Genomic DNA, 22288 nt, shown 5'->3' with positions numbered 1-22288 from the left:
CCAGCCGGCGCCCCCGGCGGACCTGCCCCCGGCGCCCCCGGCCGACGCGCCGGTGGACACCGACTTCCACGGTTTCGTCCCGGCCAACATGCCGCAGGACGTTTCCTCGGCCGGCTACACCAAGCAGCTGTGGGACGCCATCCGGGCTCAGGACATCCAGGGCAACGACGCGCTCGACGCGATCGCCCAGCCGGCCCCGGCCACCTGAGTCCCGCCCGTAAGACTGCCCGGCACGCCTCGGACGTTTTTCGCTTCGGGGCGTGCCGGCACTCCAATCGCTACGGCGTTAGGCCGAGCCCACCCATTCTTCGGTCCCATCGTCGAAGAACTGGTGCTTCCATACCGGTAGCCGCGCCTTGATCTCGTCGACCAGCTGCGCACAGGTGGCGAACGCCGCGTGACGGTGGTCCGCCGCCACCGCCGCCACCAGCGCCGCCTCCCCGATGCGCAGCACCCCGATCCGGTGGCTGGCCGCGACCGCGCGCACCCCGGTCGACTGGTCCGCGACGTCGGAGACCACCTTGGCCAACACCTCTTCGGCCGACGGATGCGCGGAGTACTCCAGCCGCACCACCCGCCGTCCGCCGTCGTGGTCGCGAATCATGCCGACGAAGCCGACGACAGCCCCCGCCGACTGATGGGCCACGAGCTCTTCGTGCTCGGCCAGGAAGATCGGGTGATCGGTCATGGCCGCACGGACGACCAGCGTCATCGCTGGTGGTCTCCGCCGGCGAGTTGATCGAGCGCGTGATCGAGCACGTCGTCGAGCACGCCCAGGCCGTCCCGCACGCCACCGGGCGAACCGGGCAGGTTGACGATCAGGGTCCGTCCCGCCACACCGCACACCCCTCGGGACAACACCGACGTGGGCACCTTCGGCAGGCCCGACCGGCGGATCGCGTCGGCCAGCCCCGGGATCATGTAGTCCAGCACGGCGACGGTCTGGTCGGGCGTGCCGTCGCTGGGCGAGATACCGGTGCCGCCCGACGTGATGACGACGTCGACGCCGTCGTCGACCGCCTTGCGCAGGGCCTCGCCGACGGGCTCACCGTCGGCGACCACCGCCGGCTCGGCAAACGAAAACCCGCGCTCTGCAAGCCATTCCGCGATGATGGGCCCGCAGCGATCGTCGTATACCCCGGCGGACGCGCGGGTCGAGGCGATGATGACGCGGGCGGATCGGGTGCCCATCACCGCACCCAAGTTCCGGTCTTGCCGCCTTCCTTGCGCAGCACCCGAATGTCGTCGAGGCGCGCGGCAGGATCCACAGCTTTGATCATGTCGTACAGCGTCAGGCCTGCCACACTGACAGCGGTCAGCGCCTCCATCTCCACCCCCGTGCGGTCGGTGCTGCGAACGGTCGCGATGATCTCGATGTCGGCGGGTCCCACCGTGAATTCCACGTCGACTCCCGTGAGCGCCAACTGGTGGCAGAGCGGGATCAGCTCACTGGTGCGCTTGGCCGCGAGGATGCCCGCCACGCGGGCGGTGGCCAGCGCGTCGCCCTTGGGGAGCCCTCCGGCCGAGATCAGCTCCACCACGTGCGGGGAAGTGTGTAAGGCGCCGGCGGCCACGGCGGTGCGCTTCGTGGTTCCCTTTTCGCTGACGTCGACCATGTGGGCCGCGCCTCGGTCGTCCAGGTGTGACAACGCGCCCGGGCCGGATTCTCCCGATGCCCAGGTCGCCGCGGGCTTGGCGGCCTCGGAGGCCTTAGCCATCCTGGCGCCTACCGGTTAACGACGGTAACCGGGTGCAGGTAGGGCAGGTCAGTGGAGGGCAGCGGGAACACCAGCTCGCCGAACGGCGACAACGCGCCCGTGCGGTCGGTCACGAGTTCGCTCACCGCGTGGTCGTCGGGGTCCGTCGTCGGCCACCCGTTGTCGACATACCTGGTTTTGCGGGCTTTGCCCTCAGCAGTGTCAGCCACGGCGTCCATTCTGACAGGTCGCTCCTGCGCATGTCGTGCAAGATCGGCAGTTCGACCGAGGAGGCCCCGCCATTCGTGGCCGACGTGCGACCCGCCGACTGTTTTACGCTGGTCAGCAATGACCGACAACACCCCGGACATCCCGCTGGGGTCGTGGCTGGCCGACTTGCCCGACGAGCGGCTGATCCGACTGCTGGAGCTGAGGCCGGACCTCGCCCAGCCCCCGCCCGGCAGCATCGCCGCGCTGGCCGCCCGCGCTCAGGCCCGCCAGTCGGTCAAGGCCGCCACCGACGAGCTCGACTTCCTGCGGCTCGCGGTGCTCGACGCGCTGTTGGTGCTGCAGGCCGACGCCACGCCGGTGCCGACGACGAAACTGCTGGCGTTGATCGGCGAGCGCGCTCGCGACGCCGACATAGCGGACGCGCTGGACGACCTCCGCGCGCGCGCGTTGGTCTGGGGCGACACCGCGCTCCGCATCGCCCCGGACGCCGGCACGGCGCTGCCTTGGTACCCGGGCCAAGTCACCCTCGAGGACGCCGCCCGCACGGGCGAGGAGATCGCGCGGCTCATCGACGACCTCAACCAGGCCCAGCTCGACGTGCTGGAGAAGCTCCTCGAGGGTTCGCCGATGGGCCGCACCCGTGACGCCGCGCCCGGCGCTCCCACGGACCGGCCGGTGCCCCAGCTGCTGGCGATGGGACTGCTGCGACGCATCGACGCCGAGACCGTGATCCTGCCCCGCCACGTCGGGCAGGTGCTGCGCGGCGAACAAGCCGGTCCCATGCAGCTGACCGCACCCGACCCGGTGGTGTCGACGACCACCGCCGACGATGTCGACGCGGCGGCGGCCGGGGCCACCATCGACCTGCTGCGAGAGCTCGACGTCCTGATCGAAACGCTGGCCGCCGCACCGGTTTCGGAGCTGCGCAGCGGTGGACTGGGGATCCGCGACGTCAAGCGGCTCAGCAAGACGACGGGCATCGAGGAGTCGCGGCTGGGCCTGATCCTCGAGGTGGCGGCCGCGGCCGGCTTGATCGCCAGCGGGATGCCCGACCCCGAACCGGCCACCGGCGACGGGCCGTACTGGGCGCCGACGGTGGCCACCGACCGGTTCACCGCGCTGCCCACCGCGGAGCGCTGGCAGCTGCTGGCCGGCAGCTGGCTGGACCTGCCGAGCCGGCCGGCCTTGATCGGCAGCCGGGGGCCCGACGCCAAACCGTATGGCGCCCTTACCGATGCGCTGTACTCGACTGCCGCGCCGCTGGATCGCCGGCTGCTGCTGGGCACGCTGGCCCAGTTGCCTTCGGGCGCCGGCGTCAACGCGGTTTCAGCGTCGGCAGCGCTCATCTGGCGGCGCCCCCGCTGGGCCAAGCGGTTACAGCCCGGACCCGTGGGTGATCTGCTCGCCGAGAGCCACGCGCTGGGCCTGGTGGGGCGCGGGGCGCTCAGTACCCCCCGGCCGCGCCCTGCTCGACGAGAGCACCGGCCCGCAGCCCGCGGTCGACGCGATGGCGCGTGCCCTACCGAAACCGATCGATTACTTCCTGGTGCAGGCCGACCTGACCGTCGTCGTGCCGGGGCCACTGGAACGCGACCTCGCCGAGGACCTGGCCACCGTGGCCACGGTCGAATCGGCCGGCACCGCGATGGTCTACCGCATCAGCGAACCGTCGATCCGGCATGCGCTCGACGTGGGAAAGACCCGCGACTGGATGCATGGACTGTTCGCCAGACACTCCAAAACGCCTGTGCCGCAGGGGCTCACCTACCTGATCGACGATGTCGCGAGACGGCATGGCCAGCTGCGGATCGGCATGGCCACGTCATTCGTGCGCTGCGAGGATCCCGCGCTGCTGGCCCAGGCCGTCGCCGCACCCGCGACCGACCGGGTGCAACTGCGCGCGCTGGCCCCGACGGTCGCGGTGTCTCCGGCGCCGATCGCCGAGGTGCTGACCGCGCTGCGCGCGGCGGGTTTCGCCCCGGCGGCCGAAGACTCCACCGGCGCCGTCGTCGACGTCCGCCCCCGCGGCGCCCGGGTCCCCACTCCGCAGCAGCGCCGGCCCTACCGCCCGATGCCACGACCCAACAGCGAGAGCCTCAACGCCGTGGTCGCGGTGCTGCGCAAGGTGACCGCCGCGCCGTTCGGCAACAATCGCGTCGATCCGGCGGTCACCATGTCGTTGTTGCAGCGGGCGGCCAGGGAACAAGAGACGCTGGTGATCGGTTATCTGGATGCCGCGGGTGTCGCCACCCAGCGTGTCGTGGCGCCGATCACCGTTCGCGGCGGTCAGCTGACCGCGTTCGACTCGGCGTCCGGGCGTCTGCGCGACTTCGCCATCCACCGCATCACGTCGGTGGTGTCGGCCAACGGCCGATAATGGGATTGCGATGCGTTGCGACCGCGAGGAATGAGAAGGAGTTGGGCCATTGACTGACGGCCCCTTGATTGTGCAGTCCGATAAGACGGTGCTGCTCGAAGTCGACCATGAACTGGCCGGCGCGGCACGCGCCGCCATCGCGCCGTTCGCCGAGCTGGAGCGCGCGCCCGAGCACGTGCACACCTACCGCATCACGCCGTTGGCGCTGTGGAACGCCCGCGCCGCCGGCCACGACGCCGAACAGGTCGTCGACGCGCTGGTCAGCTTCTCGCGCTACGCGGTACCCCAGCCGCTGCTGGTCGACATCGTCGACACGATGGCCCGCTACGGCCGCCTGCAGTTGGTCAAACACCCGGCGCACGGCCTCACCCTGGTCAGTCTGGACCGCGCGGTGCTCGAGGAGGTGCTGCGCAACAAGAAGATCGCCCCCATGCTGGGGGCCCGCATCGACGACGACACCGTCGTCGTGCACCCCAGCGAGCGCGGCCGGGTCAAGCAGATGTTGCTCAAGATCGGCTGGCCCGCAGAGGATCTCGCGGGCTACGTGGACGGCGAGGCGCACCCGATCAGCCTGGCGCAGGACGGCTGGCACCTGCGCGACTACCAGCAGATGGCCACCGATTCGTTCTGGGCCGGCGGATCCGGGGTGGTGGTCCTCCCGTGCGGGGCGGGCAAGACACTGGTGGGCGCGGCCGCGATGGCGAAGGCCAGCGCGACGACGCTGATCCTGGTCACCAACATCGTCGCGGCACGGCAGTGGAAGCGCGAACTGGTAGCGCGCACCTCGCTCACCGAAGAAGAGATCGGCGAATATTCCGGCGAGCGCAAGGAGATCCGGCCCGTCACCATCTCGACGTATCAGATGATCACCCGGCGCACCAAGGGCGAGTACCGGCATCTGGAGCTCTTCGACAGCCGCGACTGGGGGCTGATCATCTACGACGAGGTCCACCTGTTGCCCGCGCCCGTGTTCCGGATGACCGCCGACCTGCAATCCAAACGCCGGCTGGGCCTGACCGCCACGCTGGTCCGTGAAGACGGCCGCGAGGGCGACGTGTTCTCCCTGATCGGCCCGAAGCGCTACGACGCCCCGTGGAAGGACATCGAGGCGCAGGGCTGGATCGCGCCGGCCGAGTGCGTCGAAGTGCGGGTGACCATGACCGACAACGAACGGATGATCTACGCCACGTCGGAACCCGAGGAGCGATACAAGGTGTGCTCGACGGCGCACTCGAAGATCGCGGTGGTCAGGTCGATCCTGGACAAGCATCCCGGCGAACAGACGCTGGTGATCGGCGCCTACCTCGACCAGCTCGACGAACTGGGCGCCGAACTGAACGCCCCGGTGATCCAGGGGTCGACCCGGACGAAGGAACGCGAGGAACTGTTCGACGCGTTCCGCCGGGGTGAGGTGTCCACACTGGTGGTGTCCAAGGTCGCCAATTTTTCCATCGATCTGCCGGAAGCTTCTGTGGCGGTGCAGGTTTCGGGAACCTTCGGTTCGCGTCAGGAGGAAGCGCAGCGGCTGGGCCGGTTACTGCGACCCAAAGCCGACGGTGGTGGCGCCATCTTCTACTCTGTGGTGGCCCGCGACAGCCTGGACGCGGAGTATGCCGCGCACCGGCAGCGCTTCCTCGCCGAGCAGGGCTACGGTTACATCATTCGCGACGCGGACGACCTGCTGGGGCCGGCGATTTAAGCCGAGCGCTCTCCGCCGCCATGCGACGTTGGCGGAAATTGATATCACGGGCGATATCAAGTTTGCGAAGGCCCGCATAGTCCCGGCCTGGCGCCGCGCATCCACCTTCCTGAGCGTCCCGCCTGATCGGCCACTGGCGCAAAGATTTCCACTAACATTGCCTAGTGCAACTGTTTCATAGTGCTATAGTGGACCCAACTCCAATTACCGGAGGGTGGGCACAATGAAGATCGCCGTTGTCGGCGCCGGCATCGCCGGCCCAACGCTCGCGTACTGGCTATCACGGTATGGCCACGAGCCAACCCTGATCGAGAAGGCGCCGCGGCTGCGCACCGGCGGCTACGTGGTGGACTTCTGGGGTGGCGGATACGCCGTGGCCGAACGCATGGGACTCACCGCCGAGCTGCACGCCGCGGGGTACACCGTGCGCGAGGTCCGACTGGTAGATCGCGATTCACGTAGGGTGGGCGGCTTTGCGGCCGAGGTGTTCCAGCGCAACCTTGATGGCCGGTTCGTCACCGTGCCCCGTGGTGACCTGTCGGCCATGATCTATCGCTCCATCGACAACCATTGTGAAACCCTTTTCGGTGAAAGCGTTTCCGCCGTCGAGCAAAACGATTCGGGAGTGCGGGTGACCCTCGACGGGGGCGGCTCACGGCAATTCGATCTGCTCGTCGGTGCGGGTGGCATTCATTCGCCCGTGCGGGACTTGGTATTCGGCCCCTCCTCTAGATTCGAGAAGGATCTCGGCTACCGGGTCGCGGCATTCGAAACCAAGGGCTATGAACCGCGCGACGAACTCGTCTACCTTGCCTACACCATGCCGGGACGCATGGTCGCCCGATTCGCCATGCGCGACGAGAAGACCATGTTTCTCTTTATTTTCACGCCTGAGCACATGAGCGGTCCCGATCCGCACGATGCGTCAGAGGTTAACGCGACATTGCATCAGGTCTTCGGCAACGCGGGTTGGGAGTGCCCGGAGATCCTGCGCCAACTCGACGGGGCAGCCGACGTGTACTTCGACCGCACCAGCCAGATCGTCATGGACCACTGGTCGGACGGGCGGGTGGCGCTGGTCGGCGACGCCGCGGGCGCGGTCTCGCTGCTGGCGGGTGAGGGGACGGGCCTGGCGATGGTGCAGGCCTACACACTGGCGGGCGAACTTGACCGCGCGGGAGACGATCACCGGGAGGCGTTTCGCCGCTATGAGAATCGGCAGCGTCCGATCGTCGAGGCCCGGCAGCGGTCGGCCCGCGCATTCGCCACCACGTTCGCGCCAAAGACGGCGCTGGGTCTGTGGACGCGCAACCAGGCGTCCAAGCTGCTGAACGTTCCGCTGCTGGCCGATTGGGTCGTCGGGAGCGAGTTCGGAAACGACATCGCATTGCCCGAATACGCCGCTTAGCGGTGCGCGTAGCTCTTCCGAACCGTGCGACGTTCGTCGAACTTGATAGCACCGGTGATATCAAATTCGGGGACGCACGCATGGTCCGAGAGCCGCGCGCGGTCGCGGACTACAGCGACAGGATGGTCGCCGATGCCGTGCCGGGTGCGCCGTACACCTGGGCCAGGCCGACGCGCGGGTTGCCGGGCACCTGACGTTCGCCCGCCTCGCCGCGCAGCTGGCGCACGAGCTCGTGCATCTGCCGCAGCCCCGACGCGCCGATCGGCTCACCGTTGGCGATCAACCCGCCGTCGGTGTTGACAGGCATCGAGCCGTGGATCTCGGTGGCACCGTCAGCGAGCAGCTTCTCCTGTTCGCCGTCGGCGCACAGGCCGGTCTCGGCCATGTGGATGACCTCGTTGCCGGCGTCGGTGTCCTGCAGCTGCGCGACATCGACGTCCTCGGGCCCGATGCCGGCGGCCTCGTAGGCCGCCTTGGCCGCGTACACCGTCGGGGAGACGTCCTCGTCCAGCGGGGCGAAGGTGGCGTGCACCTCGTAGGCGCCGTACCGGCGGGTGCGAATCTCGCAGGCCCGCACGTACACCGGCTTGTCGGTGTACTTGTGCGCGATGTCGGCCCGACACATGATCACCGCGGCCGCGCCCTCGTCGGGCGCGCAGAACATGTACTGCGTCAGGGGGTAATTGAGCACGGCGGAATTGAGAATCTCTTCCTCGGGAATCGGCTTGCGGCGGAACGCATTCGGGTTCAGCGCGCCGTTGCGGAAGTTCTTGGCCGCCACCTTCGCGAGCGTGGCCTCGGAGATGTTGTGGTCGTGCAGGTACTTGTTGGCCTTCATGCCGAAGAACTTGGTGGTGACGAACTGGCCGTTCTGCGCGTACCACTGTGGCAGCGCCAGCTTGGCGGGGTCGTCGGTGAAGGCGCCGCGCGGGTGCTTGTCCAACCCGATGGCGATTCCGATGTCGTACTTGCCGAGCCGGATGGTGTCGGCGGTCTGCTGGATGGCGCTGGCGGCGGTGGCGCAGGCATTGAACACGTTGGTGAACGTGATGCCGGTCAAGCCGACGAGACGGGTGACCGCGTCCGGGTTCGACACTTCGTGGCTGCCGCCGAAGCCGAACTGGATGTCCTTCCAGTCCACCCCGGCGTCGGCCAGCGCGGATTGAATGGCCTCGGCGCCCATCTGCATTGCGGTCTTGTCGAACCGGCCGAACGGGTGCAGGCCCACGCCGATGATGGCGACATCGTTGGTCATCTCAGGCTCCTTCCGGAGAAGTTGCGATCGGCCGGAACGCGAACGTCATGATTTCGGTGCCCTCTTCGTCGGTGGTGAGCGGGACCATCGTCAGCTCGACCTCCTGGCCGAATTGCAACTCGGCCGGGTCGTTCTCGGTCAGCCGCCCCTCGACTCGGATTACGTCGTCGAGTTGGACCAGTCCGACGCCGAACGGCACGAAGTCCTTGCCCGTCGGGCCTGCGTACGGGGCCCCGGGCGGAAAGCCCTGGGTGGTCCACGCGACCAGTGTCCCGCGGCGCGGCAGCAGCACATCGGTCATCTCCCCGAGGCTGCAGCGCGGGCACCACTGCTGGACCGGGAAGGTGGTGGCGCCACAACTGCCGCACCGGCTGCCGATCAGCTGTGGGCTCTCATCGGGCCAGGTAGAGATCTCGGGGGCGAGTGCCTTTTGCATCGGGGGATCCTCCAGAAGCGTCCACGGTGCGCCTACAGAATGTTGCTCACTGAACCGTATAACAGCTTTCCGAAAAGTGGAAACCGCATTCTCGCTAATTGATCGGGCGCGCCCGGGACCCGCGGATATCGTTGAGACCATGCCAGTCACGGTGATACTCGAACTGAAGTTCAAGCCCGACGCGGTGCCGCAGGCGCGCGACGTCATGGGCCGCGCGTTGCGCGACACCCGGGCGTTTGCCGGGAACGTCCGCACCGACGTGCTCGTCGACGAGGACGACGAAGCGCACTGGCTGATCTATGAACTGTGGGACTCGGTCGAGCACGACGAGGCGTACCGCGCGTTCCGGGCGGGCGAGGGGAAGCTGACCGAGCTTCCTCCGCTGCTGGCCGCCCCTCCGGTCAAGACGAGATACGCCACGTCCGATGTCTAGCTCAGCGCCGGGATGACCTCGCGCTCGAACAACTCGATGCCGGACCGATCGTAGGCCGCCTCCGGGAAATAGCAGATGGCGTACTCGCACCCGAGGTCGCGCAACTTGGCCATCCGCTCGATCACCTGTTCCGGCGTGCCCGTCGCCGAATCGGGTCCGCTGCCGGCGGCGAGCATCGCATCCGCGGCCGCCTCCGGCACATGGCGGACGAGGCGGTCGCGGACCCGCTGGAGCCGGTCCTGGACGTCGGCGTCCGACGTCCCGACAACGGCGTTGACGTTGGCCGAACGCACGATGGCATCGAAGTCGGTACCCAGCCGCCGACAATGCTGGGCCAGCACTTCCGACTTGTGCGCGAAGGCCTCGGGCTCCGGTGTGAAGTTGGTGTATTGCGCGTATTGCGCTGCGATGCGCAGAGTCACCTTTTCGCCGCCGCCGGCAATCCACAGCGGAATCCCATTGTCCTGCAGCGGTTTGGGGGCAACGATCGCGCCGTTGACCTGGTAGTGCTTACCGTCGAAGCTGACCTTGCCGTCGCGCCAGGCATCCCGCATTATCCGCACGCCCTCGTCCAGCCGGCCCAGCCGTACGCCCGCCGAGGGAAATCCGTAACCGTAAGCGCGCCATTCGTGTTCGTACCAGCCACCGCCGATGCCCATCTGGATCCGCCCACCGGAGATGATGTCGGCGGTCGCCGCGACCTTGGCCAGGTACACCGGGTTGCGGTAGCTCATCGCAGTGCACATCTGGCCGAGTTTGATCCGCGACGTGACCGCCGCGTACGCGGCCATCAGCGACCACGCCTCGTGGGTGGCTTCGTCGGTCGGCATCGGGACGGTGTGAAAGTGGTCGTACACCCACAGTGAGTCCCAGGCGCCGTTGTCGGCGTAGGTGGCCAGGTCGCGCATCACCGCCCAGTGCTTCTCCGGTTCGATGTCGACCAGATCCATTCGCCAGCCCTGGGGGATGAAGAGACCGAAGCGCATAACAACGGACTCTAGCCCGGTCGTTGGGCCAGACCCGCCGCTAGGCTTACCCATCGTCGAGCAAGCGGGAGGTCGTCATGCGGGTCCTGGTCTCCGGTGCCAGCATCGCCGGACCGGTGCTGGCGTACTGGCTGACCCGTCGCGGCTTCGACGTCACCGTCGTCGAGCGGGCACCCGCCCTGCGCAAGACCGGCGGTCACGCCGTCGACCTGTTCCGCCCCGCGATGGAGATTTCGGCGAAGATGGGCGTCCTGCCCCGGATCGAAGCGCTCGCCACCGGAACGAACCGCATGATCATGCGTCGGGAAGGTCGCGCGCGGCCCTTCGAGATCGATCTCACCAAGATCTACGCCGCCACGTCGGACCGGCATGTGGAGATCATGCGCGACGACCTCAGCGAAATCTATTACGACGCCGGTCGCGACGACGTCGAGTACCTGTTCGGTGACGCGATCACCGCGATCGACCATGACGGCGAGGTGACGTTCGAGCACGGCCCCGCCCGCCGGTTCGACGTCGTCGTCGGCGCCGACGGGCTGCACTCCAACGTCCGTCAGCTGACCTTCGGCGATGAAGCCAACCTAACCCGGTTCCTCGGCGGCTATCTGGCGGTGGTGTCGGCACCCAAGGCGCTCGCCGGCCGCGGCGAGATGACCTGCCACGTCGGCGTGGGCCGCCTCGCGGCCATCTACACCGCCGAGCACCTCGACGACGCGCGCGCCGTCTTCCTGTTCCGCAGTAGCCGTGAACTCGACTATGACCACCGGGATGCGTTGCGGCAGAAGGACTTATTGCGTTCGGCGTTCGCCGATATGCACGAGCAGGTGGACGATTGGCTAGCCGAAGTCGACAGCACGCCCGCCTTCTACTTCGACTCCATCAGCCAACTGCGACTGGACCGATGGTCACGTCGGCGGGTCACCCTCGTCGGCGACGCGGGATATTGCCCCGGCCCGGCGGTCGGGGGCAGTACCAGCCTCGCGGTGCTCGGCGCCTACGTACTGGCCGGCGAGCTCGCCCAGGCCGACGGCGACCTCCTGCGCGCGTTCTCCGCCTACGAACTGCAGATGCGCGAGCCGGTACACCAGAGCCGCGCGTTCGCCCGCGGCGCCGCCAAGGGCATCATTCCCGGGTCGCGGTTCGGCGTGTGGGCGTTGACCCGCGGCGCGCAGCTGGTCTCGGCCATGCCCGGGTCGTTGTCGCGGTCGCTGGCCAAGCTGAACGCCAAGGGCGTCCGGATGCACGACTCGATGCCGGTGCCCGACTACAGCGCGACCGACCGACAAGCGAACGAAAGGAACAACCGCCGATGGAACTAGCCGGTGTGGGAATCTGGAGCAGTCAACTGCGCTACGGCGATCCGTCCGAATCCGCCGAGGCGGCAGCGGAATTGGACGAGTTGGGTTTCCCCGCGCTGTGGATACCCGACGTCGGCGGACCGGTGTTCGACGCCGTCGGCAACCTGCTCGCCGCGACCGAGCGGACCGTGGTCGCGACCGGGATCCTCAACCTGTGGATGCATGCACCCGGCGACGTCGCCGAGTCCTACGCGGCACTCACCGACGAGCACGGGGACCGGTTCCTGCTCGGCATCGGCGTCAGCCACGCGCCGCTCATCGACGCCGGCCAGCCCGGGCGCTACCGCAAGCCGCTGGCGGCGACGGCGTCGTTCCTGGACGGGCTGGATGCCGCCGTGCGGCCGGTGCCCGCCGAGAACCGGGTGCTCGCCGCGCTCGGCCCCAAGATGCTGACCCTGTCGGCGGAACGGTCCCGCGGCGCGCATCCTTATCTCGTCACGCCCGACCACACAGCCTCCGCTCGCGCGACTCTGGGTGAGGGCCCCCTGCTGCTGCCTGAACAGACCGTCGTCCTTTCCGAGGACGCCGACGAGGCGCGGCGAATCGGAACCGATTGGCTGCGTGCGTATTTGGCTTTGCCCAACTACGCCAACAACCTGCTGCGCAGCGGGTTCTCCGAAGACGACCTGGCGCAGGTGAGCGACCGTCTCTTCGATGCCATCATCGCGTGGGGCGACGAAGGGGCGATCATGCGCAGGGTCGACGAGCATCGGTCGGCGGGCGCCGACCACGTGTGCGTGCAAGTGCTGCTGGAGGACCCGAAGGCGTTCCCGCGCGAGCAATGGCGCAGGATCGCCGCCGCCTCCGGTTGAGGCCGCCGACGCGGTACCGCCCCTTCCATTGCCGCGACACTTAAACCACGGCGACGACACGCCGTAACGCACCGCCATGGTTTAAGTCTCGCGGGACCACGCCACGCAAAAGCCCCCGAGGCCAACGGCTTCGGGGGCTTTTGCGACTGAAACTAGGTCAGCGAGTCCGGCGGCAGGAAGCGGTCACCGTACTTGGCGGCCAGCTCGCGTGCCCGCGCCACGAACGCTTCCTTGCCGGTCCCTCCCGCACCCTCGTAGCCGACGATGAACTGCGCGCTGCCACCGGTATACGGCGGGAACCCGATGCCCATGATCGAACCGATGTTGGCGTCGGCGGTCGACGTCAACACGCCCTCGTCGAGGCACTTCTGGGTTTCCAGCGCCTCGGCGAACAGCATCCGATCGATCATGTCCTGCAACGGGATCTGCGCGCTGCCCGACTTGAACGTCTCCCGCAGGCCCGGCCACAACCGGGTGCGCTTGCCGTCGACGTACTCGTAGAAGCCCGCGCCCTTGAGCCGCGACGGGCGGCCGATCTCGATCATCTTCTCCACGACCGCCTCCGCCGGGTGCGGCTCGTAGGTGCCGCCGGCGTCCTCGACGCCCTTGCGGGTGGCCGCGGCGATCTTGTGCATCAGCTCCAGGTTGAGCTCGTCCGAGAGCTGCAGCGGCGGCGCCGGGTAGCCGGCCTGCGAGCCGGCGTGCTCGATGCTGGCGGGCTCCACGCCCTCGCCCAGCATCGCCAGGGCCTCGTTCACGAAGGTGCCGATGACGCGGCTGGTGAAGAAGCCGCGGCTGTCGTTGACGACGATCGGGGTCTTGCCGATGGCCAGCGTGTAGTCGAACACCCGGGCCAGTGCCTCGTCAGAAGTCTTCTCGCCCTTGATGATTTCGACCAGCGGCATCTTGTCCACCGGAGAGAAGAAGTGGATCCCGATGAAGTCTTCCTGGCGCTTGACGCCGGTCGCCAGACCGGTGATCGGCAGCGTCGAGGTGTTGGACCCGAGCAGCGCGTTGGGTTCGACGATGTCCTCGATCTCCTGGAACACCTTGTGCTTGAGGTCCTGGTTCTCGAACACCGCCTCGATGACGAAGTCGACGCCCTTGAAGTCGGCGGGGTCGGCGGACGGCGTGATGCGGTCCAGCAGCGCCTTGCTCTTCTCCTCGGTGGTCTTACCGCGCTGAAGCGCCTTGGCCTCAAGCTTTTCCGAGTAGCCCTTGCCCTTCTGGGCGGCCTCGATGCTGACGTCCTTGAGCACCACGTCGAAACCGGCCTTGGCCGAGACGTACGCGATGCCCGCGCCCATCATGCCCGCGCCCAGCACGCCGATCTTGTTGATCTTGACCGGCTCGATGCCGTCGGGTCGCGAGCCACCGCCGTTGATGTGCTGCAGGTCGAAGAAGAACGCCTGGATCATGTTCTTGGCGACCTGGCCGGTGACCAGCTGGGTGAAGTAGCGGCTCTCGATGCGGGTGGCCGTGTCGAAGTCCACCTGCGCGCCCTCGACGGCCGCGTCCAGGATGGCCCGCGGCGCGGGCATCGGCGCACCCTTGAGCTGCTTCTTCAGCAGCGCCGGGAACGACGGCAGGATGCCGGCCAGCGCGGGGCTGGACGGGGTGCCGCCAGGCATCTTGTAGCCCTTGGCGTCCCACGGCTGGGTGTGCGAGTCGGGGTTGGCCTTGATCCACGCCTTGGCGGCGGGCACCAGTTCCTCGACCGAGCCGACCAGCTCGTCGACCAGCCCCATCTCCTTCGCCTTGGCCGGCTTGAAACGGGTGCCCTGCGAAAGGATGTTCATGAACGCGTTCTGGATGCCGAACATCCGCACGGTGCGGGTGACCCCGCCACCACCGGGCAGCAGGCCCAGCGTCACCTCGGGCAGGCCCAGCTGGCTGCCCTTGACGTCGGCGGCGATGCGGTGGTGGCAGGCCAGCGCGATCTCCAGTCCGCCGCCGAGCGCGGCGCCGTTGATGGCGGCCACGACCGGCTTGCCCAGGGTCTCCAGCGTGCGCAGGTCGCGCTTGATGTCCTCGACCTCGGTGAAGACGTCGCCGGCGTTCTCGGGGCCGGCGTTGATCATGCTCTTGAGGTCGCCACCGGCGAAGAACGTCTTCTTGGCGCTGGTGATCACCACGCCGGTGACCGAATCCTTCTCCGCCACAAGGCGTTCGACGGCTTTGTGCATCGACTCCTTGTAGTGCTCGTTCATCACGTTCGCCGACCCGGTGGGGTCGTCGAGCGTCAGCGTGACGATGCCGTCGGCATCCTTGTCCCAAGTGATGGTGTTCTCTGCCATGGTCCTAAACCCTCTCGATGATGGTGGCGACGCCCATACCGCCGCCGATGCACAGCGTGATCAGCGCGCGACGCGCGTTGCGGCGCTCGAGCTCGTCGACCATGGTGCCGGTGATCATGGCGCCGGTGGCGCCCAGCGGGTGGCCCATCGCGATGGCGCCACCATTGACGTTCAGCTTCTCGTCCGGGATGTTGAGGTCCTTCTGGAACTTCAGCACCACCGACGCGAACGCCTCGTTCAGCTCGAACAGGTCGATGTCGTCGACGGTCAGCCCGGCGCGGTCGAGGACCTTCTGGGTGGCCGGGGTCGGGCCGGTCAGCATGATGACCGGGTCGGACCCGCTGGTCGCGGTGGCGACGATGCGCGCGCGGGGGGTCAGGCCCTGCGACTTGCCGGCGGCCTCGGAGCCGACCAGCACCAGCGCGGCCCCGTCGACGATGCCCGAGCTGTTGCCGCCGGTGTGGACGTGGTTGATCTTCTCGACGTAGTGGTATTTCTGCAGCGCCACGTCGTCGAAGCCGCCCATCTCGCCGATGCCGTCGAACGCGGTCTTCAGCTTGGCCAGGCCCTCCATCGTGGTGTCGGGCCGCATGTGCTCGTCGTGGTCCAGGATGACCAGGCCGTTCTGGTCGCGCACCGGAATGACCGACTTGGCGAAGTAGCCGCCCGACCAGGCCTCGGCGGCCTTCTGCTGCGACCGCAGCGCGTACGCGTCGACGTCCTCGCGGGAGAAGCCCTCGATGGTGGCGATCAGGTCGGCACCGATGCCCTGCGGCACGAAGCCGATCCGGTAGTTGGTCTCGGGGTCGGTCGCCCAGGCGCCGCCGTCGGAGCCCATCGGAACGCGGCTCATCGACTCGACACCGCCGGCCAGCACGAGGTCGTCCCAGCCGGAGCGCACCTTCTGCGCGGCGGTGTTGACGGCTTCGAGGCCCGAGGCGCAGAACCGGTTGAGCTGCACGCCGCCGGTGGTCTCGGGCAGCCCCGCCACCAGCGCCGCGGTGCGGGCGATGTCGCCGCCCTGGTCACCGACCGGGGACACCACGCCGAGGATCAGGTCGCTGATCAGGTTCTCGTCGAGGTCGGGGTTGCGCCGGCGCAGCTCGTCGACCAGCCCGACGACCAGGTTCACCGGCTTGACCTCGTTCAGCGAGCCGTTGCGTTGCTTGCCCCGCGGCGTGCGGATGGCCTCGTAGATGAAGGCTTCTTCGGACATGTCGAGTTCCTCTTCACAAGTGGGTTTCGGATCCGTATTAAAGGTAGGTCCGGATACCGCACCCTAACAAAGTGCCCGGCCAACCTGTTGGTTGGGCCGATCGCCGCTGGTAAAGCCTGCCGAGCGTCACGCCAGCGTGGCCGCCGCACGCGAGCGCCACGCTGGCGTGACGTTCGAGTCCTGGCGACCCCTAAGCTCGACCAGCATGACGGTGTCGCGACTGCGTCCATACGCGACCACGGTGTTCGCCGAGATGTCGGCGCTGGCCGCGCGGGTCGGTGCGGTCAACCTGGGCCAGGGCTTCCCCGACGAGGACGGCCCCGCGGCCATGTTGAAGGCGGCCCAAGATGCCATTGCCGAGGGGAACAACCAGTACCCGCCCGGCATCGGCGTGGAGTCGCTGCGGCACGCCATCGCCGCCCAGCGGCGGCGGCACTTCGGCATCGAGTACGACCCCGACACCGAGGTGCTGGTGACGGTCGGGGCGACCGAGGCCATCGCGTCGGCGGTGCTCGGCCTGATCGAGCCCGGCTCGGAGGTGCTGCTCGTCGAGCCGTTCTACGATTCCTACTCGCCGGTGCTGGCGATGGCCGGCGCGGACCGGGTGGCCGTCCCCCTGGTCCCCCACGGCCGCGGCTTCGCCTTGGACGCCGACGCGCTGCGCCGGGCGGTGACGCCACGCACCCGCGCGCTGATCGTCAACTCGCCGCACAACCCGACCGGCACGGTGCTCAGCGCCACCGAGCTCGCCGCCATCGCCGAGGTCGCGGTCGCCGCCGACCTCTTGGTGATCACCGACGAGGTGTACGAGCACCTGGTGTTCGATCACCACCGGCACCTGCCGCTGGCCGGCTTCGCCGGCATGGCCGAGCGCACCGTCACCATCTCCAGCGCGGCCAAGATGTTCAACTCCACCGGCTGGAAGATCGGATGGGCTTGCGGCCCAGCACAACTCATCGCCGGGGTGCGGGCGGCCAAACAGTACCTGAGCTACGTCGGCGGCGCGCCGTTCCAGCCGGCGGTGGCCCTCGCCCTCGACACCGAGGACGCGTGGGTCGCCGAGTTGCGCCGCTCGCTGCAGGCCCGTCGCGACCGGCTGGCCGCCGGGCTGTCGGAGATCGGCTTCGAGGTGCACGACAGCGCGGGCACGTACTTCCTGTGCGCCGACCCGCGGCCGCTGGGCTACGACGACAGCGCCGCGTTCTGCGCGGCGCTTCCGGAGAAGGCGGGGGTGGCCGCCATCCCGCTGTCGCCGTTCTGCGACCCGGCCGCCGCGCACGCGTCGGCCCAAGCCAAAGTGTGGAATCACTTGGTGCGCTTCACTTTTTGCAAACACGAGGACACCCTCGACGAGGCGATCAGGCGGTTGGCCGTCCTACGGTGACCCGGCCGGGCCGTAGCCCTCGGTCACCCGCTTTCGCAGGCCCTCCAGCGCGGCATGGAGGATTTTCTTGCGTGCCCGGTTGACCCAGAATTCGGGCAGCGGCGCCCAGGGTTCGACCGTGATGGTGAATCGGACCCGCGTCTTGTCGTCGCTCACGCGGCTCAGGTTGTACTCCCCGTGCTGACCCCGTTGCTGGGCGGTCTTGGCGGCGTCCCACACCATCCAGTCCGGGCCCCAGTGGTATTCCAGCAATTCGGTGTCGTGAATGCCGGTCACCGCGATGGTGACCTTCACGTGGTGCGGCCGCCCGTCGGGATATTTGTCGACGACCTCCACCCGCTTGTGCACCGGCGACCATGACGGCACGGCGTCCATGTCGGCCAGCGCCTCCAGGATCACCTCCGGAGGCGCGTCGATCACAATTTCCGACGATGCTTGAACGGCCACTGCTAATAAGTTAGCAACCGCTCCGGCCGTCCCGAAGGCAAAAATGCGTGCCGCCGACTATTCCGACTCGGCTGTACCGTCGACGTGCTTTACCAATTCGCACAATCCCTTTACCGCCGAGTCGAGCACGCTTTCGCTGGCCCGCCGGACGATGAAGGCGGGCATCGGCCGGCCGGGTTCGACCGTCACGTCGAACCGCACCCGGGTCTTGTCGAGGCCCTCGGGCGTGAGGTTGTATTCGACGTGCTGGCCGTGCTGCTGGGAAGTCCCTTTGGCGTCGTAGACGACCCAGTCGGGGCCCCAGTGATATTCCAGGATCTCTTTGTCGACGAGCCCCAGGATCTTGATGGTGGTTTTGACGTGGTGGGGACGGCCGTCGGGATAACGGTCGATCACTTCGATGTCTTTGTGCAGGGGCGACCACGACGACAGGACGCGGACATCTGTCAGCGCCTCCATGACCACTTCGGGCGGCGCGTCGACGACAAATTCGCGTGATGCTTTTACGGCCACTGAGCTCAACCTAGCAACAACGACCCGCATCCGGATCGATTCGGCGTAAAAACGCTGGCTACCAGTCGATTTCGCTAAGTGGCGTGGTGGCCGCGGGCGGCCGCCCGACCGGTGCCGCCGGGGTGCGGGAGAAGCGGGGGCCCGGGGCGGCCTGGTCGACGCCGTCCTCGGTGATCACGGTGGACCGTGCCCTCAAGTGCTCGTCGGCCGCCGCTTCGCTCCACGTCAGCACCGGGGTGACGCACGCATCGGTGCCGGCGAATGTGGCCGTCCACTCGTCACGGGTGCGGCTGGCGAATCGCTTCGTGAAGACGTCGTACATCCGCGGGTAGGACCCGACGTCGAGCTGGCCGGGGACCTCGTCGGCCGACAGGCCGAGCCCGGTCAGCAACGCCGCGAAGAACTGCGGCTCGATGGCGCCGACCGCCATGTACTTGCCGTCGGCGGTCTCATAACAGCGATAGAAGGGAGCGCCGCCGTCGAGCAGAAACGACTCGCGCCGGTCCCGAAGCGCCCCGGTCGACTTCATGGTCCACATCATCTGGGCGAGCAGGCTGACGCCGTCCACCATCGCCGCGTCGATGACCTGACCCCGGCCCGAACGTTCCCGTTCATAAAGCGCGACGGCGATGCCGAGCAGCACCAGCATCGAGCCGCCACCGAAGTCGGCGACCAGGTTCAGCGGCGGCATCGGCGGCCGGTCGGCGTGGCCCAGCGCGGAGAGCGCGCCGGTCCGCGACAGGTAGTTGATGTCGTGGCCCGCCGTCCGGGCCAGCGGCCCGTCCTGCCCCCAGCCGGTGATCCGCGCGAAGATCAGGCGCGGATTGACCGCCGCGCACTCGTCGGGACCGATGCCGAGTCGCTCACAGGTCCCCGGGCGGAAACAGTCCAACAGCACGTCGGCCTTGGCGGCGAGATCGAGCAGTGCCGCCGGCCGCGTCTTGACGTCCAGGTCGACGATCCGCTTCCCGCGATGCAGCAGATCGCGATCTTCGGCCGGCATCTTCAGGCCACCGGGCCGGCGCACCCGCACCACGTCGGCACCCAGGTCGGCGAGCATCATGCCCGCGTGGGGGCCCGGTCCGATCCCGCCGAGCTCGATCACCCTCACCCCGGCCAGGGGTCCGGCGTCACCCACTGCGGCTACTTGCCCTTCTTCACTTTCAGTACCCGCTCGCGCAGCGCCTTGGTCGCGGAATCGATCGTCCCCTTCACCGCGCGCTTCAAGACGAAGCCGGGCAGTGGCACGTTCGGGTCCGCGAGAAGCTCGAACTTGACCAGGGTCGCGTCTCCCTGCGGTACCAGGGTGTACTTGCCGTCCTGCGCCTTCTGCTGCGAGGAGCTCACCAGCGTCCAGCTCACCGCGTCGGGCGCCCAGGTGTAGGCCACCACCTGTTCGTCGGTGATCCCGGCGACCTTCACCTTCATCTTCACTTGGCTGGGCCGCCCGTCGTCGCCGGTCGAGAGGACCTCGGCACTCTGATGGGGTTCGGACCATTCGGGCATCGCCTCGAAATCGGCGATGACGTCCAGGATCTCCTCCGGACTGGCTTCGATGACGATGTCACGGGATTCTTTGAGTGCCATGGCCCGCACGATACTGAAACGCCGTGCCCGCCGGAATGAATTCGACCGAGGTACCGTCGTGCTTGTGCCTGACAACCAGCCCGTCTACACCGTCGGTGACTACCTGTTGGACCGCCTCGCCGAACTCGGCGTCACCGAGATCTTCGGCGTTCCCGGTGACTACAACCTGGAGTTCCTCGACCACATCGTTGCCCACCCGACCATCCGCTGGGTGGGCAACGCCAACGAGCTGAACGCCGGCTACGCCGCCGACGGGTACGGCCGGCTGCGCGGAATGTCCGCGGTGGTAACGACTTTCGGCGTGGGCGAACTGTCGGCGGCCAACGCGATCGCGGGCAGCTATGCCGAGCAGGTGCCCGTCGTGCACATCGTCGGGGGCCCGTCCAAGGACGCGCAGGGCACCCGGCGCGCGCTACACCACTCGCTCGGCGACGGAGACTTCGAGCACTTCTTGCGCGTCAGTCGCGAGATCACCTGTGCCCAAGCCAACCTGATGCCCGCGACCGCCCGCCGCGAGATCGACCGGGTGCTGTCCGAGGTGCGCGAGCAGAAGCGGCCCGGGTACATCCTGCTGACCACCGACGTGGCCCGCTTCCCCACCGAACCGCCCGCGGACCCGCTGCCCCGCTACACCGGCGGCACCAGCCCGCGCGCGCTTTCACTGTTCGTTGAGGCCGCCGCCGAACTCATCGGTGACCACCAGCTGACGGTGCTGGCCGACTTGCTAGTGCACCGGTTGCAGGTGGTCAAAGAACTCGAGGCGTTGCTGGCGGCCGACGTGGTGCCCTACGCGACGCTGATGTGGGGTAAGAGCCTCCTCGACGAAAGCTCACCCCACTACTTGGGCATTTACGCCGGGTCTGCCAGCGTCCCGGCGGTGCGCACCGCGATCGAAGAGGCGCCGGTTCTGGTGACCGCCGGCGTGGTGTTCACCGACATGGTCAGCGGCTTCTTCAGCCAGCGGATCGACCCGGCGCGCACCATCGACGTCGCGCAGTACCAAACCACCGTGGCCGGTGAGGTCTTCGCTCCGCTGGAGATGGGCGCCGCGCTCGAGGCGTTGGCCACCATTTTGACCCGCCGCGCGATCACGTCGCCGCCCGTGGCGTCGCCGCCCGCCGAGGCCCTGCCCCCGCCACCGCCACGCGATCAACCGCTGACGCAGGAGATGCTGTGGGACCGCCTCTGCGTGGCCCTGACACCGGGCAACGTGGTCCTCGCCGACCAGGGCACCTCGTTCTACGGCATGGCCGACCACCGCCTGCCCCAGGGCGTGACGTTCATCGGCCAACCGCTTTGGGGCTCAATCGGATACACGCTGCCGGCGGCGCTGGGTGCCGGGGTGGCACATCCGGACCGGCGGACGGTGCTGCTGATCGGTGACGGTGCCGCGCAACTGACCGTCCAGGAGCTCGGCAACTTTTCGCGCGAAGGGCTGTCACCGGTCATCGTGGTGGTCAACAACGACGGCTACACCGTCGAACGGGCGATCCACGGGGAGACGGCGCCCTACAACGACATCGTGAACTGGAAATGGACCGACATCCCCAACGCGCTGGGCGTCGCCGATCACCTGGCGTTCCGGGTGCAGACGTACGGTGAGCTCGACGACGCCCTGGCGGCCGCCGCGCAGCACCGGGACAGCATGGTGCTCGTCGAGGTGGTATTGCCGCGGCTCGAAATCCCGCCCCTGCTCGTCGAACTCGTCCAGCCGATGTCGCCGGACGGCAGCGTTCGCCGCTAAGACCGCGGCCGGGTGGCAGCGCCGTTCGGATCCGACGATCGCAGCATCGCCTGGACGGTTCGCCGGCAGCGCCCGCAGTCGGCGCCCGCCCCACAGGCTGCCGCGACCTCCTTGGTCGTGCAGGCCCCGGCTTCCACCGCCTCGGTCACCGTTTGGCTGGTGACTCCGTTACACAGGCAGACGAACATTCCGGCGGACCGCTCAGTCCGCCTCGATGCGCATCATGTTGGAGAATCGCCCGACGAGGAGAGCGCGCGGCGGTGGATCGAGCACCCCGACGCGGCGGCCGAGTGGATGAGCGGCGCCGGGGTGGGCCCCTACCCGCCGGTTTTCGTCGGGCGATTCTCCAACATGATGCGCATCGAGGCGGACTGAGCGGTCCGCCGGAATGTTCGTCTGCCTGTGTAA

General features: G+C 68.1%; 21 protein-coding genes and 3 pseudogenes. 10 read left to right on the top strand and 14 right to left on the bottom strand.

The genetic code is table 11. The features are described 5' to 3' along the window. Positions 1-208: pseudogene (locus A9X05_RS01285) on the top strand (resuscitation-promoting factor RpfA); the annotation flags it as partial. 78 nt (positions 209-286) lie between these two features. Here the strand turns inward: A9X05_RS01285 and A9X05_RS01280 are convergent. From A9X05_RS01280 to A9X05_RS01265, 4 genes are read right to left on the bottom strand one after another with little or no spacing between them, the layout of a single operon-like run. Further along, positions 287-712: a molybdenum cofactor biosynthesis protein MoaE gene (locus A9X05_RS01280; RefSeq protein ID WP_067754920.1), complete on the bottom strand. Its 426-nt coding sequence runs from the start codon at positions 710-712 to the stop codon at positions 287-289. Then, the gene (locus tag A9X05_RS01275; RefSeq protein WP_067778626.1) at positions 709-1191 is read right to left on the bottom strand and encodes a molybdenum cofactor biosynthesis protein B; all 483 of its coding nucleotides are present in this window, start codon (positions 1189-1191) and stop codon (positions 709-711) included. The genes A9X05_RS01280 and A9X05_RS01275 overlap by 4 nt, the downstream gene beginning before the upstream one ends. Then, on the bottom strand, positions 1191-1718 hold the full coding sequence (gene moaC, locus A9X05_RS01270; RefSeq protein WP_067753399.1) for a cyclic pyranopterin monophosphate synthase MoaC: 528 nt from the start codon (positions 1716-1718) through the stop codon (positions 1191-1193). Before moaC ends, A9X05_RS01275 begins: the two co-directional genes overlap by 1 nt. A gap of 8 nt (positions 1719-1726) precedes the next feature. Then, positions 1727-1927, bottom strand: a complete 201-nt coding sequence (locus A9X05_RS01265; RefSeq protein WP_139273158.1) for a hypothetical protein — start codon at positions 1925-1927, stop codon at positions 1727-1729. Between the two features lie 118 nt (positions 1928-2045). Between A9X05_RS01265 and A9X05_RS01260 the strand changes: the two are divergent. The 3 genes and pseudogenes from A9X05_RS01260 (at position 2046) to A9X05_RS01250 (ending at position 7412) form a co-directional block, all read left to right on the top strand. Beyond that, positions 2046-4305: pseudogene (locus A9X05_RS01260) on the top strand (helicase-associated domain-containing protein). Positions 4306-4354: 49 nt separating this feature from the next. Then, complete coding sequence (locus A9X05_RS01255; protein ID WP_067753390.1) at positions 4355-6004, top strand: DNA repair helicase XPB; 1650 nt, start codon at positions 4355-4357, stop codon at positions 6002-6004. Between the two features lie 223 nt (positions 6005-6227). Further along, on the top strand, positions 6228-7412 hold the full coding sequence (locus A9X05_RS01250) for an FAD-binding domain (protein ID WP_067778618.1): 1185 nt from the start codon (positions 6228-6230) through the stop codon (positions 7410-7412). A gap of 109 nt (positions 7413-7521) precedes the next feature. Here A9X05_RS01250 and A9X05_RS01245 read toward each other — a convergent pair whose 3' ends face one another. Then, positions 7522-8667: a thiolase family protein gene (locus tag A9X05_RS01245; RefSeq protein ID WP_067778616.1), complete on the bottom strand. Its 1146-nt coding sequence runs from the start codon at positions 8665-8667 to the stop codon at positions 7522-7524. A gap of 1 nt (position 8668) precedes the next feature. Beyond that, on the bottom strand, positions 8669-9103 hold the full coding sequence (locus A9X05_RS01240) for a Zn-ribbon domain-containing OB-fold protein (protein ID WP_067778613.1): 435 nt from the start codon (positions 9101-9103) through the stop codon (positions 8669-8671). Between the two features lie 139 nt (positions 9104-9242). Between A9X05_RS01240 and A9X05_RS01235 the strand changes: the two genes are divergently transcribed. Further along, positions 9243-9536, top strand: a complete 294-nt coding sequence (locus A9X05_RS01235) for a putative quinol monooxygenase (RefSeq protein ID WP_067778611.1) — start codon at positions 9243-9245, stop codon at positions 9534-9536. Here A9X05_RS01235 and A9X05_RS01230 read toward each other — a convergent pair. Then, complete coding sequence (locus A9X05_RS01230; RefSeq protein ID WP_067753373.1) at positions 9533-10522, bottom strand: LLM class F420-dependent oxidoreductase; 990 nt, start codon at positions 10520-10522, stop codon at positions 9533-9535. The genes A9X05_RS01235 and A9X05_RS01230 overlap by 4 nt on opposite strands. Positions 10523-10599: 77 nt before the next feature. Here A9X05_RS01230 and A9X05_RS01225 point away from each other — a divergent pair, with 77 nt between their 5' ends. Then, a complete protein-coding gene (locus A9X05_RS01225; protein ID WP_067753369.1) occupies positions 10600-11841 on the top strand; it encodes an FAD-dependent monooxygenase in 1242 nt (413 codons plus the stop codon). After that, positions 11832-12692 (top strand): LLM class F420-dependent oxidoreductase, encoded by an 861-nt coding sequence (locus A9X05_RS01220; RefSeq protein ID WP_067778608.1) that lies wholly within the window; start codon positions 11832-11834, stop codon positions 12690-12692. Before A9X05_RS01225 ends, A9X05_RS01220 begins: the two co-directional genes overlap by 10 nt. A 152-nt stretch (positions 12693-12844) precedes the next feature. On the opposite strand, the gene A9X05_RS01215 is transcribed toward A9X05_RS01220, so the two are convergent. Together A9X05_RS01215 and A9X05_RS01210 are read right to left on the bottom strand one after the other, a co-directional pair. Continuing rightward, on the bottom strand, positions 12845-14989 hold the full coding sequence (locus A9X05_RS01215) for a 3-hydroxyacyl-CoA dehydrogenase NAD-binding domain-containing protein (RefSeq protein WP_067753363.1): 2145 nt from the start codon (positions 14987-14989) through the stop codon (positions 12845-12847). A 4-nt stretch (positions 14990-14993) separates the two neighbouring features. Next, positions 14994-16205 (bottom strand): acetyl-CoA C-acetyltransferase, encoded by a 1212-nt coding sequence (locus A9X05_RS01210; protein WP_067753360.1) that lies wholly within the window; start codon positions 16203-16205, stop codon positions 14994-14996. A 205-nt stretch (positions 16206-16410) separates the two neighbouring features. On the opposite strand from A9X05_RS01210, the gene A9X05_RS01205 reads away from it, so the two are divergent. Then, on the top strand, positions 16411-17589 hold the full coding sequence (locus A9X05_RS01205; protein ID WP_067778605.1) for a pyridoxal phosphate-dependent aminotransferase: 1179 nt from the start codon (positions 16411-16413) through the stop codon (positions 17587-17589). On the opposite strand, the gene A9X05_RS01200 is transcribed toward A9X05_RS01205, so the two are convergent. Genes A9X05_RS01200 through A9X05_RS01185 form a run of 4 tightly spaced genes read right to left on the bottom strand, consistent with a single transcriptional unit; the run spans position 17581 to position 20136 of the window. Continuing rightward, positions 17581-18036, bottom strand: coding sequence for an SRPBCC family protein (locus A9X05_RS01200; RefSeq protein ID WP_082950154.1), 456 nt, complete (start codon positions 18034-18036; stop codon positions 17581-17583). The two genes, A9X05_RS01205 and A9X05_RS01200, sit on opposite strands and share 9 nt — an antisense overlap. Before the next feature lie 57 nt (positions 18037-18093). Then, positions 18094-18549 carry an SRPBCC family protein gene (locus A9X05_RS01195; RefSeq protein ID WP_067753354.1) on the bottom strand — a complete coding sequence of 152 codons (456 nt, stop codon included), beginning with the start codon at positions 18547-18549 and terminating at the stop codon, positions 18094-18096. Between the two features lie 58 nt (positions 18550-18607). After that, the gene (locus tag A9X05_RS01190; RefSeq protein WP_082954878.1) at positions 18608-19687 is read right to left on the bottom strand and encodes a CaiB/BaiF CoA-transferase family protein; all 1080 of its coding nucleotides are present in this window, start codon (positions 19685-19687) and stop codon (positions 18608-18610) included. 5 nt (positions 19688-19692) lie between these two features. Next, entirely contained in the window at positions 19693-20136 is a 444-nt protein-coding gene (locus A9X05_RS01185; RefSeq protein WP_067753348.1) for an SRPBCC family protein, read from the bottom strand. A 64-nt stretch (positions 20137-20200) separates the two neighbouring features. Between A9X05_RS01185 and A9X05_RS01180 the strand changes: the two genes are divergently transcribed. Further along, the gene (locus A9X05_RS01180; protein WP_231969130.1) at positions 20201-21880 is read left to right on the top strand and encodes an alpha-keto acid decarboxylase family protein; all 1680 of its coding nucleotides are present in this window, start codon (positions 20201-20203) and stop codon (positions 21878-21880) included. Here A9X05_RS01180 and A9X05_RS29110 read toward each other — a convergent pair. Further along, positions 21877-22068 carry a bacterioferritin-associated ferredoxin gene (locus A9X05_RS29110; RefSeq protein WP_067779277.1) on the bottom strand — a complete coding sequence of 64 codons (192 nt, stop codon included), beginning with the start codon at positions 22066-22068 and terminating at the stop codon, positions 21877-21879. The genes A9X05_RS01180 and A9X05_RS29110 overlap by 4 nt on opposite strands. A 52-nt stretch (positions 22069-22120) precedes the next feature. Between A9X05_RS29110 and A9X05_RS29105 the strand changes: the two are divergent. Continuing rightward, positions 22121-22255: pseudogene (locus A9X05_RS29105) on the top strand (fatty-acid--CoA ligase); the annotation flags it as partial. Positions 22256-22288 lie beyond the last annotated feature (33 nt).

Origin of the sequence: Mycobacterium sp. E3298 (assembly GCF_001666895.1) — a bacterium.
Lineage (GTDB): Bacteria > Actinomycetota > Actinomycetes > Mycobacteriales > Mycobacteriaceae > Mycobacterium.
The sequence above is the reverse complement of the archived record's forward strand: the minus strand, read 5'-3'. Positions and strand labels throughout refer to the sequence as shown.